This window comes from Xanthomonas sp. NCPPB 3582 (assembly GCF_041475735.2).
GTDB classification, from domain to species: Bacteria; Pseudomonadota; Gammaproteobacteria; order Xanthomonadales; family Xanthomonadaceae; genus Xanthomonas; species Xanthomonas codiaei.
This window is the reverse complement of record NZ_CM192968.1, coordinates 2,937,308-2,953,687: the sequence shown is the minus strand read 5'-3', so window position 1 is coordinate 2,953,687 and position 16,380 is coordinate 2,937,308. Positions and strand designations below refer to the sequence as shown.

Genomic DNA, 16,380 nt, shown 5'->3' with positions numbered 1-16,380 from the left:
GTAGCAGCATGGCTGCCGGCGCCACCTATGACGGCAACACCGTGCAGCAGGACGGCACGCCCAAGGGCATCAATCTGCCGCCGCTGGGATTGCAGACCCAAACAGCTACCAATCCCCAAGGCAAGTACGATGCGCGGGACATGACCTTCGTGCTCGGCCACGAGATCCAGCATGGCTTCAACGATGCGACCAAGGACCGGGCAACGCAGGCATTCATGCAGGCCATCGCCAAGCAGGCCCAGGTGCGAGGGGCGGTGCACGACTACACCGACGAATTGCGAGCGTATATCCAGTCTGGGCGCGAAGATGAGGCGAAAGCAGAGATTGCGGGCTGGAATGCGTTGCTTAGTCGAGAAAAGCAGATCAACCCTGCCACCAGCATTTCTAACATGGCGAAGGTCCCGAATACTCGCCTTGATGACTTTGTTGTGCGAGGCAATTCCACAACACCTGCACAAGCCCGCCCCGGCCTCACCTTCAACCAAGACGGCAGCCTGTCCCAGACCCCGGCCAATATCGCCGCCATGGGGCAGCATTACTTCGACCGCCCCTCGGCGTTGCATGCCCAGCCCAATCAACGCCCGGTGCATCTGGGCGAGCACAAGCCCAACCCCACCGCCGACTACACCAATTTTTACGGTACCTGGGCGCTGGAGCAGATCGTTGCTGCCGAGGACAAGGCCACCGTGCGGTATCAGGGCGCCAAACCGCAGATCGCCATCGACATGGCGGCGCTGGGCCTGAAGGAAGAGCTGATCGAAATGGAGGGCCTGGACCTCGGTGCGAACAAGGCGCCGCGCCCATATCTGGATACCAGCCAGACACCGGCGGCGCTGGGTCGCTTTCACCACACCCAGGACGCCAGCCAGGGGCACGACCATCAGTATGTCCCGATCGCGCCGGCATCCGTGCCATCAGCCTCGGAACGTGACGCGCCAGTTTCGGGACAGACTGTGTTGCGCCACCAGGACCCGCTGGTGGAACGCTTTTACGCGGCCTTGGAGGCCGGCGACGCACAGGGAGCGCGGGCGGCATCGATGGCCTACGCCACCCCTGAGCGCTGGCAGCAGACGCTTGCGGCGGCGGAAGAAAACGTGCTGGCGCGACAGCAGCACTTGCCCGGCCGCGACAATCCGCTGTTTGCGCAGGCCATGACCCAGCTGGAGCGGTTGGGGCCGCAGGCTGGCGGTTATCTGGACCGGGTGCAGATGGAGCAGGTTGCCGGAGCCGTGGCGTATCAGGCCAAGTTGCATCAGCTGCCCCGCATCGATGCGCTGACACCGAGCCAGGATGGTGGTGCGCTGCTGGCGACATCGGGCAATCCGAACGTGCCTGCGTTCATCGACCGCGCCAGTATCGATACGACCCAGGCCGCCACGCAGCCGCTGGAGCAGAGCCTGCAGCAGCTGACTGCGGAAACGCAGCGGCAGCAGGACCAAGCGATGTTCCAGGCGCAGCAACAGATGCAGACGCAGCAGCAAGGGTTCTCCTACTGATGCAAGCGCCGGAGCCTGCTGAGATGAACGAGGAAGGACGACTGATCCTCGCGCAGATGGCGCTTGGCGCCGGGCGTCTGGATGCCTTGATTGCCGAGTTGCAGGACCAGGCCAAACGCGCGCAGGTGGCGATGCAAGCCGCCAGGGAGCAGGAAGAGGCCATGTTCAGGCAGGCGATGGTGGCGCTGTTCCGCGAACAGCAGGAGCGGATGGGGGAGGCGCTGCAGCCCCGCATCGCCTGGGCCTGGAAGATCATGGCCACGCTGGTGGTGTTCTTTGCGCTACTGCTGGCGGGATTCCTGTTGTTGCTCAGGCAGGCCAACGACCGGTTACAGGCGGCGGACGCCCGCGCGGCGGCGGCAGAGGTGCGCGCGGAGGTGCTGCAGGCATCCCGGCATGTCCAGATCACCTCGTGTGGCGGCCGGCCGTGCATCAAGCTCGACAAACAGGCGCCAACCTGGAAGAGCAAGGCTGGCGAGTACATCCTGGTGGATACCTCCGCCGGGAAACAGGCGCGTACGCGGCAGTAAGCCAGGGTCTTCCGTGCGCTGTTGACTCAGCGATGCAGCCAACTGCCACGGCACACGATCCTGTCCGGCGAACCGCACCGACGCGCTCGTTGCAGGCAGGCACCTCGGTGCGCATTGTTGCGGTTGTCGCCAAGTCCGCCCTGTGGCAGGAATTGGCATGGATCGCATTGTCCGTGCCGGCGGCAGCGCGAAGTCAGCGTCCCAAGCCTGTCGGTGAACTGTTGCCGGCTCGGGCCGTCTGCGCTCAGACCCGCGCCGCCGCCATGTTTGCTGCAAGCAGTGTGACCGGCGCGGCGAACTGCGCCTGCCAGGGCGTCTGCAACCAGGCTTCCAGCGCGGCGGCCTGCATCGGTTTTGCGATCCAGTAGCCCTGGCCTTCGTCGCAGCCCCAGGCGCGCAGTTGCGCATAGGCCTCGGCCGATTCGATGCCTTCGGCCACCACGCGCTGGCCCAGGCTGTGGCCGAGCTGGATCATCGCCGGCACCAGGGTGCGGTCGGTGCGGTTGTCCGGCAGCGAGCGGACGAAGGATTGATCGATCTTCAACGAGCTGGCCGGTAGCTGTTTGAGATAGCTGAAATTGCTGTAGCCGGTGCCGAAATCGTCGATGGCGATGTGCACGCCCAGCGCGGCCACCGCGGCGAGCTGTTCGGCCAGCTGTTCGGGGTGGCGGATCATCGCGCTTTCGGTGAATTCGATCTCCAGCCGGCGTGGATCCAGCTTGTGGCGTTCCAGCCCGCGCCGCAGCAGCAGCGCAAAGCCGGGGCGGTCCAGGTCGGCGGCCGACACATTCAAGGCCAGGTTGAAGTCCAGGCCTTGCTGCTGCCAGCGCGCGGCCTGGGCGATGCCGTTATCGATCACCCAGGCGGTGATGCGGTTGATCAGCGCGGTCTTCTCGGCCATCGGCACGAAGTCCGACGGCATCACCGGGCCGATCATCGGGTGCTGCCAGCGCAGCAGCGCTTCCACCGCCACGCAGCGATGGTCGTGCAGATCCACGCGCGGCTGGTAATGCAGGCGTAGCTGGCTGGCGCTGTCCAGCGCGGCCGGCAGCGCGGCGAGCAGGCGGAAGGTGTTGCGCTGGGCCACGTCGTGCTTGCGTTCGTACATGCTCCAGGTCAGGCCGCGCTGGCGCGAGACATCCACCGCGGTGGTGAGCGAACGGATGGTGTCGGACGCGCCATAACTGGTGTGCAGCGACACCGCGCCGATCGAGGCCACCGCGGTATGCGGGATGCCCTGGTGATCCAGCGGTTCGGTGAACGCCTTGGACAGCCTGTTGCACAGGCCGGACAGACGCTGGTTTTCGGCTGGGGTGAGAAAGCCGAAGGTGGTCGGGTCCAGCCGGTAGAGCAGGGTACCGGCGGGCAGGTAGGCGGTCAGGCGACGTTGCGCCAGCGCGACGTACCCATCGGCGTAGTCCCAGCCTAGCGCCTTGACCATATCGCGGAAGTAATCGCTGCCGCAGACGTCGATGGCGACCGCGGTGGTGGCCGGCGCGGTCTCGCGCTGGGCCAGCCAGGTATCCAGGTCTTCGCCGAAGCGCGAGCGATTGGGCAGGCCGGTGGCGCCATCGCGATAGGTGGTGCTGCGCAGGTTTTCCACCCGCAGCACGGCCAGGTCGCGCAATCCTTCCAGATGCAGCAATGCCTCCGCATCCAGGCCCTCGCGTGGGCTGGTGCCGATCACGCACAGCGTGCCGATGCGGTGGCCGTCGCGCAGTTGCAAGGGCGCGCCGGCGTAGAAGCGGATGAAGGGCGGGCCCAGCACCAGCGGGTTGTCGCTGAAGCGCGGGTCCAGTTGCGCATCCGGCACCACCATCACCTGGTCGGAGTGGATCGCATGCGCGCAGAACGCCTGCTCGCGCGGTGTCTCGGGCGCCGGCAGGCCAACGCGTGCCTTGAACCACTGGCGGTGCTCGTCCACCAGCGACACCAGCGCAATCTCCGTGCCCAGCGCACGTGCGGCCATCGCGGCGATGGTGTCGAACACCGGGTCCGGTGGCGAATCCAGCAGGCAGAGGCCACGCAGGACGGCCAGACGGGTGGATTCTTCGGACATGGGGGACGGCTGACTGACGGGGGCGGGCACGGAGGGCATGTGGCTGTATCGGCCTCGGCCGTATCCACTTGACGTGACCGCACCGGCTTATTCAGCTGCCAGCAGCGCAAACGCATGGTGCAGTGCGAGGCGTCGGCATCCGTCGTACCGGCAACCGCCGGTGCGTTTCGCGCTGCAGCACAGCGCTGCGCAACACGACGCGGCAGCAAAACGCTGCGCTCTCGGGCTGGGCGCCCACCCAGGCCAACCTGAGCGGGCGCGCGGTTGTACAGAAGTTAACGTTACCAGCCCTGCGGCGGTGCGGTCTGAGCACTTGGTCCGCATCCGCGGCTTTTGTCGATTCTGTGACCGGGCCGCAGATCGCCGCAGGGCACGGCGGGCACGGTCGGCGTGCGCGGGCCAGCCCATGCGATGGCATGTCGGTACGTCCGCGGCACCCACCCTCAGGAGCGACTCATGACACTCTTCACTCGCCTGACGCAGCGCGCCGCGCTGCTGATCCTCGGACTTGCGCTGGCATCGGCCGCACACGCCGGCTTATCCGTTTCCGGCACGCAATTGCGCGAAACCAATGGCAACACGCTGGTCCTGCGCGGCATCAACCTGCCGCATGCCTGGTTTGCCGATCGCACCGATGCCGCACTGGCGCAGATCGCTGCCACCGGCGCCAACAGCGTGCGCGTGGTACTCAGTTCCGGTCACCGCTGGACCCGCACGCCCGAAGCGGAGGTCGCGCGCATCGTCGCGCGCTGCAAGAGCCTGGGCCTGATCGCGGTGCTGGAGGTGCACGACACCACCGGCTACGGAGAAGAAGGCGCGGCCGCCACCCTGGCCCATGCCGCCAGCTACTGGACCAGCGTGCGCGGCGCGCTGGTGGGGCAGGAGGACTACGTCATCATCAATATCGGCAACGAACCGTTCGGCAACCGTCTCAGCGCCAGCGAATGGGTGACCGGCCACGCGCGTGCGATCGCCACCTTGCGCAATGCCGGCCTGACCCATGCGTTGATGGTGGATGCACCCAACTGGGGCCAGGACTGGCAGTTCTACATGCGCGACAACGCCGCGGCCTTGCTGGCCCAGGACAGCCGCCGCAACATCGTCTTCAGCGTGCACATGTACGAAGTGTTCGGCAGCGATGCGTCGGTGGACAGCTATCTGCGCGCGTTTCGCAGCAATGGCCTGGCGCTGGTGGTGGGTGAGTTCGGCGCCGACCATCGCGGCGCGCAGGTCGACGAGGCGGCGATCATGCGGCGCGCGCGCGAGTACGGGGTCGGCTACATGGGCTGGTCGTGGTCGGGCAACGACAGCAGCAACCAGTCGCTGGATATCGTGCTGGGCTGGGATCCGACCCGCCTGAGCAGCTGGGGGCGCAGCTTGATCGACGGCCCCGACGGCATCCGCGCCACCTCGCGCAGGGCCAGCATCTTCGGTCCGAGGCGTCGCTAGATCCAGGAGCGGCTGACAGACCTACGGCGCAACCGTCAGGTGGGCGCGGTTGGTGTTCGGAACCGGCGTGTACCGCTCGTACGCTCCGGTTCCTGCGCGCTGCCCGCCTGCGATCAGCGTCCGGGTTCGCGCTGCGGTCCCGGGCTGGGGCGCTTGGTCAGCTTGCGCTGCAGCGAGCGGCGGTGCATGCCCAGCAACCGTGCGGCCGCGGACACGTTGCCGCCGGTTTCGTGCAGCGCCTGCTGGATGTGTTCCCACTGCAGGCGGCTGAGCGGGGTCATCATTTCCTGCGCGGTTTCTTCTTCGTCCGGCTCGGGCAGGTCGTCGTCTTCCTCGCCCAGCGCGCGCATGATGGTGGGGATGTTGGCCGGCTTGGGCAGGTAGTCGTCGGCGCCGAGCTTGATGGCCTCCACCGCGGTGGCGATGCTGGCGTAGCCGGTGACCAGCAGGATGCGCATGTCGGCGCGGATCTGCCGCAGCGGCTGGATCAGGCTCAGGCCGGAATCGTGGCCGAGCTTGAGGTCGATCAGGGCGAAGTCCGGCAATGCGCTGCGCGCGGTGGACAGCGCGCTGTCCGCATCGGTGGCGGTCAGCGTTTCCACGCCACGCCGCGCCAGGCTGCGCTGCAGCGTGCGCAGGTACAAGGTGTCGTCGTCGACCAACAGGCCGGTACGGATCGGGGTGCTTGTCATGCCAGGGCCTCGTGTTCGGAAAGCGGCAGGCGGAACCCGACGCGGGCGCCGCTGCCTTCGGCGGGCAGCATCCACAGCTCGCCCTGCAGGCGTTCGACGGTGGCATGCGACAAGGCCAGGCCCACGCCCATGCCGTCGTGTTTGCCGCTGTTGAACAAGGTGCCCGGCAGCATGGCTTGCGCGGTGTCGAAGCCGGGGCCGTAATCGCGTACCTCGCCGCTGAGATGGTCGTCCTCCACCCGCAGCGTCAGGTCGATCTGCGGGCGGCCGGCGCGCTCGCCGGCATCGGCGGCATTGTTGAGCAGCACCATCAGCAGGTGGCTGACGCCGGGTTGCAGCATCAACCGCATCGGTGCGTCCTCGTTGCGGCGCAGCTCGATGGTGGGGCGCACCAGCCGCCATTGTTCCAGCACGTCCTTGACCGCCACCTCGCGGCTCAGATGGCCGTTGTCGGCCGGTGCGGCCAGCGCCAGGACGCGCTCGTGGCATTGCACCAGCAGCTCGCGCAAGGTGTCCAGATCCTCGCGCAACTCCAGCTGGTCGCACTGGTCGGCGATGTCGTCCACCAGCAGGGTCATCGTCGCCAGCGGGGTGTTGAGTTCGTGCGCCACCGAGGCCGCATGCGTGGCCAGCGCCACGATGCCCTCGTTGCGGGCGAAGCGCTCGCGCAGGGTGGAGATTTCGCGTTCGCGTTCGCGCATCGACAACGCCAGCCGCGTGGCGAACGCCAGCACCACCACGGTGGACAGCAGGAAGTTGGCCGCCATGCCCCACATGTGCAGGCTCAAGGGGTCGAAGCTGCCGTACGGCAGCGGCAGGCCGAATGCCGCGCTGACCACGTAGCCGGCCACGCACGACGCCGCCACCGCCATCGCCCAGCCCAGCGGCAGGGCCAGCGCGGCCAGCGCGATCAGCACCAGGAACAGCGAGCCGAACGGGTTGGCGATGCCGCCGCTCCAGCCCACCATCCAGGTCAGCACGGTCACATCGACCAGAATGTGTCCGAATTCGGTGGCCGGGCTCACCGCGCCGCGATGGGCCACGCGCAGCTGCGCATACAGGTTGAACACCGCCAGCGCGGCCACGCCGGCCCACAGCGGTTGCTGCGGCAGGTTCAGGCCCATCAGGCCGGTGGCGACCAGGATGGTGGCGGCCTGGCCGGCGGTAGCCAGCCAGCGCAGGCTGCACAGGGTCCGCAGGAAGGAGGCGTCGGAGCTGTTCATCACGGCAATGCTATGCGCTTGGGGGCGTGGCGGCCTGCGACAAACCGTCGCATCGGCCCGGAAGACCGGCCGCAGCACGCTTCAGCTGTGAGCGGACGGAGGACAGGCTAAAATACCGAGATGCATGACGCCGTGACCCGCCCAACCCCTCCCGCCGACGCCACCGCCTGGCCGCGCCGCATCACCCAGGCCGTCAGGATCGGCAGCGTGATCGTGGGCGGAGGCCACCCGGTGGTCGTCCAGTCGATGACCAATACCGACACCGCCGACATTGCCGGCAGCGTCAAGCAGGTGGCCGAGTTGTGGCGCGCCGGCTCGGAGATGGTGCGGCTGACCGTCAACAATCCCGAGTCCGCCGCCGCCATCCCGCGCATCGTCGACAAGCTGCGCATGATGGGGATCGAGGTGCCGCTGATCGGCGATTTCCACTACAACGGCCACCAGCTGCTCGCCGCCGAGCCGGCCTGTGCGCAAGCGTTGGCCAAGTACCGCATCAACCCAGGCAACGTCGGTTTCGGCAAGAAGAAGGACCTGCAGTTCGGGCAGCTGATCGAATTCGCCATCAAGTACGACAAACCGGTACGCATCGGCGCCAACTGGGGTTCGCTGGAACAGTCATTGGCCGCGCAGCTGATGGATGAGAATTCCAGGCGTGACTCGCCGTGGGATGCCGGCCGCGTGCTGCGCGAGGCGTTGATCCGTTCGGCGGTGGACTCGGCCGAGCGCGCGGTGGAACTGGGCCTGCCGCGCGAGCGCATCATCCTGTCGGCCAAGGTGTCCGGTGTGCAGGAGCTGATCGCGGTGTATCGCGACATGGCCGCGCGCTGCGACTTTGCGCTGCACCTGGGACTCACCGAGGCCGGCATCGGCAGCAAGGGCATCGTGGCCTCGGCTGCGGCGCTGAGCGTGCTGTTGCAGGAAGGCATCGGCGACACCATCCGCATCTCGCTGACGCCCGAGCCGGGGCAACCGCGCACCCAGGAAGTGGTGGTGGCGCAGGAACTGCTGCAGACCACCGGGCAACGCGCGTTCACTCCGATGGTCACCGCCTGCCCGGGCTGCGGCCGCACCACCTCCGAGTTCTTCCAGGAGCTGGCCGGCGTGGTGCAGAACCACGTGCGCGCGCGCATGCCGGAATGGAAGATCTCCAATCCCGGCGCGGAGAACATGACCCTGGCGGTGATGGGCTGCGTGGTCAACGGGCCGGGCGAATCGCGTCACGCCAATATCGGCATCTCGTTGCCGGGCACCGGCGAAGCGCCGTCGGCGCCGGTGTTCGTGGATGGCGAAAAAACCGTCACCCTGCGTGGCGAGAACATTGCGCAGGACTTCATCGCGCTGATCGACCAGTACGTCGAACGCACCTATGTCCGCCGCGCCGGCTGAATCGCCGGCCGGATTCAGGGGATGGCTGCGCAACAATGCGTGGCGCATGGCGTTGCTGTTTGCCGGCGTGTTGCTGCCGCTGGGGCTGTTCGTGGACCTGGCCGACGAAGTCCACGAGCTGGAAAACTTCTACTTCGACGAACCGCTGCTGTGGAGCCTGCGCAGTATCGCCACCCCGGAGCTGGATACGTTTTTCGGGGTGATCTCCAAGATCGGTTACCAGTACGGCGTGATTCCGGTCGACATCGCCATCGTGCTGGTGCTGCTGGCGCTGCGCCGCTGGCGCGAGGGGACTTTTGCCGCGCTGGGCTTCGGCGGTTCGGCGCTGCTCAACATGGGGGCCAAGCAGTTCTTCCAGCGCGACCGGCCCAGCCTGTGGGAGTCGATCGCGCCGGAAAGCACCTTCAGCTTTCCCAGCGGCCATGCGATGGGCTCGATGACGCTGGCGGCGGTGGTCATCGCGCTGGCCTGGCGCACCCGCTGGCGCTGGCCGGTGACCATCGTGGCCAGTACGTTCGCGTTGCTGGTCGGTGTGTCGCGCATCTACCTGGGCGTGCATTACCCCTCCGACATCCTGGGTGGCTGGTCGGCGGCGCTGGCATGGGTGGTGGGGCTGTATCTGGTGATGTTCCGCGGTGCGCGGCGCCCGCATTGGCGTCGCACCGCCGCATCGGTCTGACTACCCGCCTGTGCGGCTTGCACGCCATCGCGCTTTGGCGCGTGGCGCGATCGCACGGCGTGGTTGCACCCGTGGAAATCAGCTCAGTCTGGCGTCCATGCCCATCGTGGCGGCGTCACGCTCCAGCCGGTGCAGCCTGGTTCACGCGGCGTGCGTCGGGCGATGCGGGTGCGCCGGTGACCTGCGCCAGAGCCCTGCGCCGATCACGCTGCCGATCAACGCCAGCAGCATCACGTAATAGCCCGCGCCCATCGGGTGCTGCTTGACCAGCATCACCACCAGCAGCGGTGTCAGCCCACCGAAGACGGCGTAGCCCAGGTTGTAGGCGAACGACACGCCGGACAGGCGCACGGCCGGCGGGAACGCCTCGACCATGATGCGCGGGATCACCCCCAGGATGCCCAGGGCCGCGCCCAGTAGCGCGTACAGCGGGAACACCAGTTGCGGATCGCCGGCCAGGCGGTAGAACAGCCACGCCGCCACGCCGAGAAATAGGCTGCCGATGAGCAGCACGCGTCCGTTGCCATGGCGGTCGGCCAGCGCACCGGCCACCACCGAACCCAGCGCCTGCAGCACGATTGCCAGGCTGTTGGCCTGCAGCGCCACCGCCGCCGGGTAGTGATAGCTGCTCTGCAGCAGGCCGGGCGTCATCAACGACACCACCAGCACGCCGCCGGCCACCATCCAGGTCAGCGCCAGCGACAGCAGCACGCCGCGCCGGTGATCGCGTAGCACCAGCTTGAGCGGGGTCTCGCGCGCGAGACCCCGCATGGCGACCAGCTCCGCGAACACCGGCGTCTCGTGCAGCCAGCGCCGCAGATAGACCGACACCAGCCCGAACACCCCGCCGGCCAGGAACGGCAGACGCCAGGCGTAGTCGGCGATCTCGGCAGCGCTGAAGTGGCGGTTGAGCGCGCCGGCGCCCAGCGAGCCAAGCAGCACGCCACCTGCCAGGCCGGCAGTCAGCGTGCCACAGGCCAGCCCGGTACGGTGTGGCGGCACATGCTCGGCCACGAACACCCAGGCGCTGGGCACTTCGCCACCGATCGCCGCGCCCTGCAACAGGCGCGCGGCCAGCAGTAGCAACGGTGCAGCCACACCGATCTGCGCATAGCTCGGCAACAGGCCGATGCACAGTGTTGGCAGCGCCATCAGCAACAGGCTCAGCGCGAACATGCGCTTGCGGCCGATCAGGTCGCCGAAATGGGCCATCACCATGCCGCCGAGCGGGCGCACCAGGTAGCCGGCGGCGAAGATACCGAAGGTCTGCAGCTGCCGCATCCACTCCGCAATGCCGGGCGGGAAGAACAACTGGCCCAGCACGGCGGCAAAGAAGATGAAGATGATGAAGTCGTACAGTTCCAACGCCCCGCCCAGCGCCGACAGCGCCAGGGTCTTGTAGTCGCTTGCGCGCAGGGGCCTGGGAGTGGTGGGCGAGGGCGAGTCAGTGGTCACTGGCAGGCATCCTTGTAGGCGTGGACGCGCGCAACGCCGCGCGTTGGTATGCCGCCATGCTAGCGCGGCCCCGCGGGCGCTGCGGCGCGGTGTACTTGCCGGCGTGTGCGCGAACACGAATCGGTCGCCACGCTCAGCCCAGACTGGCCCGCGCTGCCGCCTCGGCATGCAGGGCGGTGGTATCGAACAGCGGCACCTGGGCGTCGCTGGCGTCCACCAGCAGCGCGATCTCGGTGCAGCCCAGCACGATGGCCTGCGCGCCGTCGGCGGCCAGGCTGGCCATGATCCGGCGGAACAGCAGGCGCGAGGATGCCTGGATCACGCCCTGGCACAGTTCTTCGTAGATCACCCGGTGCACCTGCACGCGCGCCTCTTCCGGCGGGACCAGTACCTGCAGGCCGCGTGCTTGCAGGCGCTGGCGGTAGAACGGCTGCTCCATGGTGAAGCGCGTTCCCAGCAGCCCCACGCGGGTGATGCCTGCGGCATCCAGCGCATCGGCGGTGGCGTCGGCGATATGCAGCAGCGGCATCGGCGTGGCGGCGGTGATGGCATCGGCCACGCAGTGCATGGTGTTGGTGCACAGCACCAGCAGCTCGGCACCGGCTGCCTGCAGCGCACGCGCGGCGTCTGCCATGGCATCGCCGGCCGCGTCCCAGTCGCCGGCCTGTTGCAGCCGTTCGATGGCCTGGAAGTCCACGCTGTACAGCACCAGCCTGGCCGAATGCAGTCCGCCGCACTCGCGCCGCACCGCCTGATTGATCAGCCGGTAATAGGTCTGGGTGGATTCCCAGCTCATGCCACCGATCAGGCCGAGCGTCTTGACGGGTTTCAACGCGGTGGATGCAGGTGGCATGCCGTAAGGCCCTGGAGTGGCGAACACAACATTGCGAGCGGTTGTCGGGTGGGCGTGGACGATGCACCCAGACCCGGGAGTGTACGAGCGCCACGGAAGATTTCGCGCATCGGCCGCGCCGCTGCGGTGTTGGCCGCGTTTATTCGCCGGGTTTGGCGCCTTCCAGCGGCGCATGGGTGGCGGCGCGGCGTGCCAGCACCGCTTCGCGATGGGCGATGTAGACGTTGGCGCCGATGATGATGGCCGCACCGGTCAGGGTATGCCGCTCGATCGCCTCGCCGAACAGCCACCAGCCCAGCAGCGCCACCAGCGGCAATTGCATGAAGCTGATCGGCTGCAGCGCCGAGACCTCGCCCAGCTTGAGTGCGCGGGTCCAGAACAACTGCCCGGCGGTGCCGAAGATGCCGGTGGCCACCAGCCATAGCCAGTCGATGCCCTGCGGCCAGCTCCACTGGAACAGCGCGGGAATCAGCGACATCGGCACCCAGAACACGTAGGTGTAGAACACCACCGTGTCGGAGTCGTCATTGCGCGAGAGCTGCTTGATCTGGATCGCCACGATGGCGCTGATCACCGCGGCCAGCAGCGCCACCAGCAGGCCCGGGCTGAAGCTGGACGAGCCCGGCCGCAGGATCACCAGCACGCCGATGAAGCCTGCCGCCACCGCCAGCCAGCGCCGCATGCGCACCTGTTCCTGCAGCCACACCACCGCCAGCACGGTGACGAACAGCGGCGTGGAGTAGGACAGCGAAATCGCCTGCGACAGCGGCAGGTGCCCGATCGCCCAGAACCCGCACAGCATCGAGGCCAGGCCGATCAAGGTGCGGGCGAAATACTGCGGCAGCTGGCGCGTGCGCGGCAGCGGCTTGCCCGGACGCACGATCAAGGGCAGCAGCGCCAGCAAGCCGAAGGCATTGCGGAAGAACGCAATCTCGGTGGTCGGGATGTGCGCGGAGGCAAACCGGATGCTGATGGCCATCAGGCCGAAGGCGAGCGTGCTGATCAGCATCCAGATGGCGGCGCGCACCGGCGCCGACGCTGCCCTCACCAATGCGCTCCGATGATGCGCGGTTCCGGCTCCAGGATCACCGAATAGCGCTCGCGCACCGATTCGGCGATGCGCCGTGCGACGTCGAGCAACTGCGCGCCACTGGCGCTGCCGTAGTTGACCAGGACCAGCGCGTGATCGGGCGACACGCCGGCGTCGCCTTCGCGCCGGCCCTTCCAGCCGCATTGCTCGATCAACCACGCCGCCGACAACTTGCCCTGGCCGGCCTGTTCGCCGGGGTAGACCGGCATCTCGGCGAAGCTGGCCTGCAAGGCCGCGATCTGCTCGCTCGGCAGCAGCGGGTTCTTGAAGAAACTGCCGGCATTGCCCAGCACGTCCGGGTCCGGCAGCTTGCGCCGGCGGATGTTGATCACCGCCTGCGCCACATCGGCCGCACCGGCCAGCTCGGCTCCCATGCGGGCCAGCTCCTCGCGGATGCCGGCATAGTCCAGCCGCAATTCGTGCAACAGCGGCAGGTTGAACTCCACTGCCACGATCAGGTAACGCTCGGGCTGCCGCTTGAACACGCTGTCGCGGTAGCCGAACGCGCAGTCCTCTGCCCCCAGCCGCATGAACTGCTGGCCCTGCCGGTCGAAGGCCTCCACCGCATGGATGAAGTCGCCCACCTGCGCGCCGTATGCGCCGATGTTCTGGATCGGGCTGGCACCCACCGTGCCGGGAATCAGCGCCAGGTTCTCCAGGCCCGACAGGCCCTGCTGCAGCGAATACAGCACCAGCGCATGCCAGTTCACGCCAGCGCCGGCACGCACGATGGCATGGTCGGCATGGTGCGCAATGATGGCGATATCGCAGTTCTCGAAACACAGCACGCAGCCCGGCGGGTCGCCGGCCAGCAGCACGTTGCTGCCGCTACCCAGCACCAGCAGCGGTTCGCCCGCGATCTGCGGCGCCGACAGCGCCTGCGGCAAGGCCTCGGGCGTGTCGATATGCAGCAGCCAGCGCGCGGTGGCCTGCACGTGGAATGTGTTCAAGGCCTGCAGCGAGGCATGTTCGCTCAGGCGCCAGCCCGGTTGCACGGCATCGCTCATAACGGCGACACCGCGCCGCCGCTGGGCGCCTCGCGGCGGCGGCGGATGGCATCGACGCATTCGCCGATCAGCGGCGGACCGCGATACACCAGCCCGCTATAGCACTGCACTAGGCTCGCACCCGCGGCCATCTTGGCCACCGCATCGGCGCCGGAGGTGATGCCGCCCACGCCGATCAACGGAATCGCTTCGGGCAGGCGTGCGCGCAGGCGGCGCAGCACCAGGGTAGATTGCCCCAGCAACGGCGCGCCCGACAGGCCACCGGCTTCGCCGGCCAGCGGATGATTGGCCACCAGCGTGCGCGTGACCGTGGTATTGGTGGCGATCACGCCATCCACCGCCAGATCCGCCAGCACGCGTGCGGCTGCATCGATGTCGCGGTCGTTGAGATCCGGCGCCACCTTCACCAGCATCGGCACGCGCTTGCCGTGCTGCGCACCCAGGGCCTCCTGGGTTTCGCGCAGGTCGGCGATCAGGCGCCGCAGCGCCTGTTCTTCCTGCAGCTCGCGCAGGCCGGCGGTATTGGGCGAGGAGATGTTGACGGTGATGTAGTCGGCCAGCGGATACACCCGCTCCATGCAGTAGCGGTAATCGCTGGTGGCGTCTTCGTTGGGGGTGTCCTTGTTCTTGCCGATGTTGATGCCGAGCAGGCCGCCGCGACGGCGCGCGCGCTGCACATTGGCCACCAGCGCATCCACGCCCAGGTTGTTGAAGCCCATGCGGTTGATCACCGCCTGGTACTCGGGCAGCCGGAACATGCGTGGCTTGGGGTTGCCCTCCTGCGCACGCGGCGTCACCGTGCCGATCTCCACGAAGCCGAACCCCAGCGCCAGCAGCGCGTCGATATGTTCGCCATTCTTGTCCAGCCCGGCGCCGAGCCCGACCGGATTGGGGAACATCAGCCCGAATGCGGGCGTCGGCAACGGCACCGGGCGCTTGGCCAGCAACGCCGTGGTGCCGGTGCGGTAGGCGGTATCGATGGAGCGCAATGCCAGCGCATGGGCGCGTTCGGCATCGAGGGAAAACAGGAAGGGGCGGGCAAGCGAATACATGCGGGTCAGTTCAAACTCCCGGCGAAAATGCGGGTCTGGTAATGAAAGTCGATCACCCCGTCGTGCGCGTACGCGTCGAACAGGGCGCGCAGCGCGGCCAGCATCGGCGCATGCCGCGCATCGTGCGCCAGCGGCGCATACGAGGAGGAGAGCAGGCGGCCACGCAAGGCGTCGAAATCCAGCCGCTGGACATTGGGAAAGCGTGCCATCGCCCGGAATCCATCGCCGAACCAGGCCTGCATGGTCGCATCGTCCTGGTAGCGTTCTGCCACCGCCGAATAGTCGGTGCCGTAGTCCAGCAGCAGCTGTTCGTAGCCGCGCAGGAACGCAGTGGAGTCCAGTTCGCGCGAGTTCCAGTACACCACCGCCAGGCCGCCGGGCTGCAGGATACGTGCCCACTCGCGGCGTACGGCCTCGGTGTCGAACCAGTGGAAGGCCTGCGCGGCCGACACCAGGCCAACGCTGGCATCGGCCAGCCCGGTGGCCTCGGCGGTGCCCTCGATGGCCTGGAAGCTGCCGAATTCCGCCAGCCATTGCTGCGCGGCGGCGCGCATGGCCGGGTTCGGTTCCACGGCGGTGACCGTGTAGCCGGCCTCCAACAACAGGCGGCTGGAGATGCCGGTGCCAGCACCTATATCGGCCACGGGCACGGCGGGGGTGACGCCCAGGTCGTCGTGCAACCAGCGCAGCAGTTGCGGCGGGTAGCTTGGCCGGTAGCGCACATATGCCGCGACCCGGTCGTTGAAACGCTGGGCCGAGGAGGGCGCGGCCATGCTCAACTGTTGGCGGCCGCCAGCCACGCCATGCCGCCAAAGAAAAGAATGAAAACCGCAATGCCCAGCACCCACAGCGCCACCGCCAGCCAGCCCAGGATCAGGCCGCCGATCGCCAGCCCGTCGCCATCCAGCCCCTGCGGATTGCGGCGGATTTCCGCGCGCGCCAGGTGGCCGGTGATGATGGCGCAGACGCTGCCGAGGAAGGGAATCAACGTCCAGCCGAGAATGCCGGCCACCAGGCTGACGATGGCCATGGCGCTGGTCTGTCGAACGACAACGTTCATCATGAACTCCTAGAAGGGCCCGCAGCCGGCGGCTGGCGTAGCCCGATTATCCCAGAGCGGCCGGCCAAAAGGCGTGCCGGTTGGGGCGAACCGTGGCCGATGGCCGGATTCAAGCGGTTTGAAAGGCTGCCGCAGGCGGCGTTGGCGCGTTGCGGGCGCGTGGCCCTAGGCCTCACGCGTGGCCGGGCAGGGCCAGTGACCGTCTGCAGCAACCGGTTCCGGTGGCCTGCTTCGCCATTGGCACCAGTGCTCGGTGCCGCAGTATCCCCACAGCGCGGCGGCGCAAGGCGGGCCTTTGCGCGCTCCGCAGGCAAGCCCACGCGCCGGCGCAGTGTCCGGCGCGCGGTCC

General features: G+C 67.8%; 15 protein-coding genes. 5 read left to right on the top strand and 10 right to left on the bottom strand.

What is annotated here, in order from left to right:
• Window positions 1-8: 8 nt before the first annotated feature.
• Window positions 9-1,496 (top strand): XVIPCD domain-containing protein, encoded by a 1,488-nt coding sequence (locus ACCQ05_RS12415; RefSeq protein ID WP_372390569.1) that lies wholly within the window; start codon window positions 9-11, stop codon window positions 1,494-1,496.
• A 23-nt stretch (window positions 1,497-1,519) separates the two neighbouring features.
• Window positions 1,520-2,026: a hypothetical protein gene (locus ACCQ05_RS12410; RefSeq protein ID WP_372390567.1), complete on the top strand. Its 507-nt coding sequence runs from the start codon at window positions 1,520-1,522 to the stop codon at window positions 2,024-2,026.
• 244 nt (window positions 2,027-2,270) lie between these two features.
• On the opposite strand, the gene ACCQ05_RS12405 is transcribed toward ACCQ05_RS12410, so the two are convergent.
• Window positions 2,271-4,124 (bottom strand): putative bifunctional diguanylate cyclase/phosphodiesterase, encoded by a 1,854-nt coding sequence (locus ACCQ05_RS12405; protein ID WP_372390565.1) that lies wholly within the window; start codon window positions 4,122-4,124, stop codon window positions 2,271-2,273.
• Window positions 4,125-4,541: 417 nt separating this feature from the next.
• Between ACCQ05_RS12405 and ACCQ05_RS12400 the strand changes: the two genes are divergently transcribed.
• Window positions 4,542-5,534 carry a glycoside hydrolase family 5 protein gene (locus ACCQ05_RS12400; protein WP_372390563.1) on the top strand — a complete coding sequence of 331 codons (993 nt, stop codon included), beginning with the start codon at window positions 4,542-4,544 and terminating at the stop codon, window positions 5,532-5,534.
• A 113-nt stretch (window positions 5,535-5,647) separates the two neighbouring features.
• Here ACCQ05_RS12400 and ACCQ05_RS12395 read toward each other — a convergent pair whose 3' ends face one another.
• Window positions 5,648-6,226, bottom strand: coding sequence for a response regulator transcription factor (locus tag ACCQ05_RS12395; RefSeq protein ID WP_104540484.1), 579 nt, complete (start codon window positions 6,224-6,226; stop codon window positions 5,648-5,650).
• Window positions 6,223-7,449, bottom strand: coding sequence for an ATP-binding protein (locus tag ACCQ05_RS12390; protein ID WP_372390560.1), 1,227 nt, complete (start codon window positions 7,447-7,449; stop codon window positions 6,223-6,225). The genes ACCQ05_RS12395 and ACCQ05_RS12390 overlap by 4 nt, the downstream gene beginning before the upstream one ends.
• 120 nt (window positions 7,450-7,569) lie before the next feature.
• Between ACCQ05_RS12390 and ispG the strand changes: the two genes are divergently transcribed.
• Window positions 7,570-8,835, top strand: a complete 1,266-nt coding sequence (gene ispG / locus ACCQ05_RS12385) for a flavodoxin-dependent (E)-4-hydroxy-3-methylbut-2-enyl-diphosphate synthase (protein WP_372390557.1) — start codon at window positions 7,570-7,572, stop codon at window positions 8,833-8,835.
• Window positions 8,816-9,514: a phosphatase PAP2 family protein gene (locus tag ACCQ05_RS12380; protein WP_228961497.1), complete on the top strand. Its 699-nt coding sequence runs from the start codon at window positions 8,816-8,818 to the stop codon at window positions 9,512-9,514. Before ispG ends, ACCQ05_RS12380 begins: the two co-directional genes overlap by 20 nt.
• Before the next feature lie 141 nt (window positions 9,515-9,655).
• Here the strand turns inward: ACCQ05_RS12380 and ACCQ05_RS12375 are convergent, their stop codons facing one another.
• The 7 genes from ACCQ05_RS12375 to ACCQ05_RS12345 form a co-directional block, all read right to left on the bottom strand.
• Window positions 9,656-10,969, bottom strand: a complete 1,314-nt coding sequence (locus tag ACCQ05_RS12375) for an MFS transporter (RefSeq protein WP_372390555.1) — start codon at window positions 10,967-10,969, stop codon at window positions 9,656-9,658.
• Window positions 10,970-11,102: 133 nt separating this feature from the next.
• On the bottom strand, window positions 11,103-11,822 hold the full coding sequence (locus ACCQ05_RS12370; protein WP_372390552.1) for an aspartate/glutamate racemase family protein: 720 nt from the start codon (window positions 11,820-11,822) through the stop codon (window positions 11,103-11,105).
• Between the two features lie 139 nt (window positions 11,823-11,961).
• Window positions 11,962-12,873 carry a DMT family transporter gene (locus tag ACCQ05_RS12365; RefSeq protein WP_372390550.1) on the bottom strand — a complete coding sequence of 304 codons (912 nt, stop codon included), beginning with the start codon at window positions 12,871-12,873 and terminating at the stop codon, window positions 11,962-11,964.
• On the bottom strand, window positions 12,867-13,919 hold the full coding sequence (gene murB / locus ACCQ05_RS12360) for a UDP-N-acetylmuramate dehydrogenase (protein ID WP_372390548.1): 1,053 nt from the start codon (window positions 13,917-13,919) through the stop codon (window positions 12,867-12,869). The genes ACCQ05_RS12365 and murB overlap by 7 nt, the downstream gene beginning before the upstream one ends.
• Window positions 13,916-14,971, bottom strand: coding sequence for a quinone-dependent dihydroorotate dehydrogenase (locus ACCQ05_RS12355; protein WP_372390546.1), 1,056 nt, complete (start codon window positions 14,969-14,971; stop codon window positions 13,916-13,918). The genes murB and ACCQ05_RS12355 overlap by 4 nt, the downstream gene beginning before the upstream one ends.
• Window positions 14,972-14,976: 5 nt before the next feature.
• Window positions 14,977-15,744, bottom strand: a complete 768-nt coding sequence (locus ACCQ05_RS12350) for a class I SAM-dependent methyltransferase (protein WP_372390543.1) — start codon at window positions 15,742-15,744, stop codon at window positions 14,977-14,979.
• Between the two features lie 2 nt (window positions 15,745-15,746).
• Window positions 15,747-16,031, bottom strand: coding sequence for a DUF4190 domain-containing protein (locus tag ACCQ05_RS12345; protein WP_228961504.1), 285 nt, complete (start codon window positions 16,029-16,031; stop codon window positions 15,747-15,749).
• Between the last annotated feature and the right edge of the window lie 349 nt (window positions 16,032-16,380).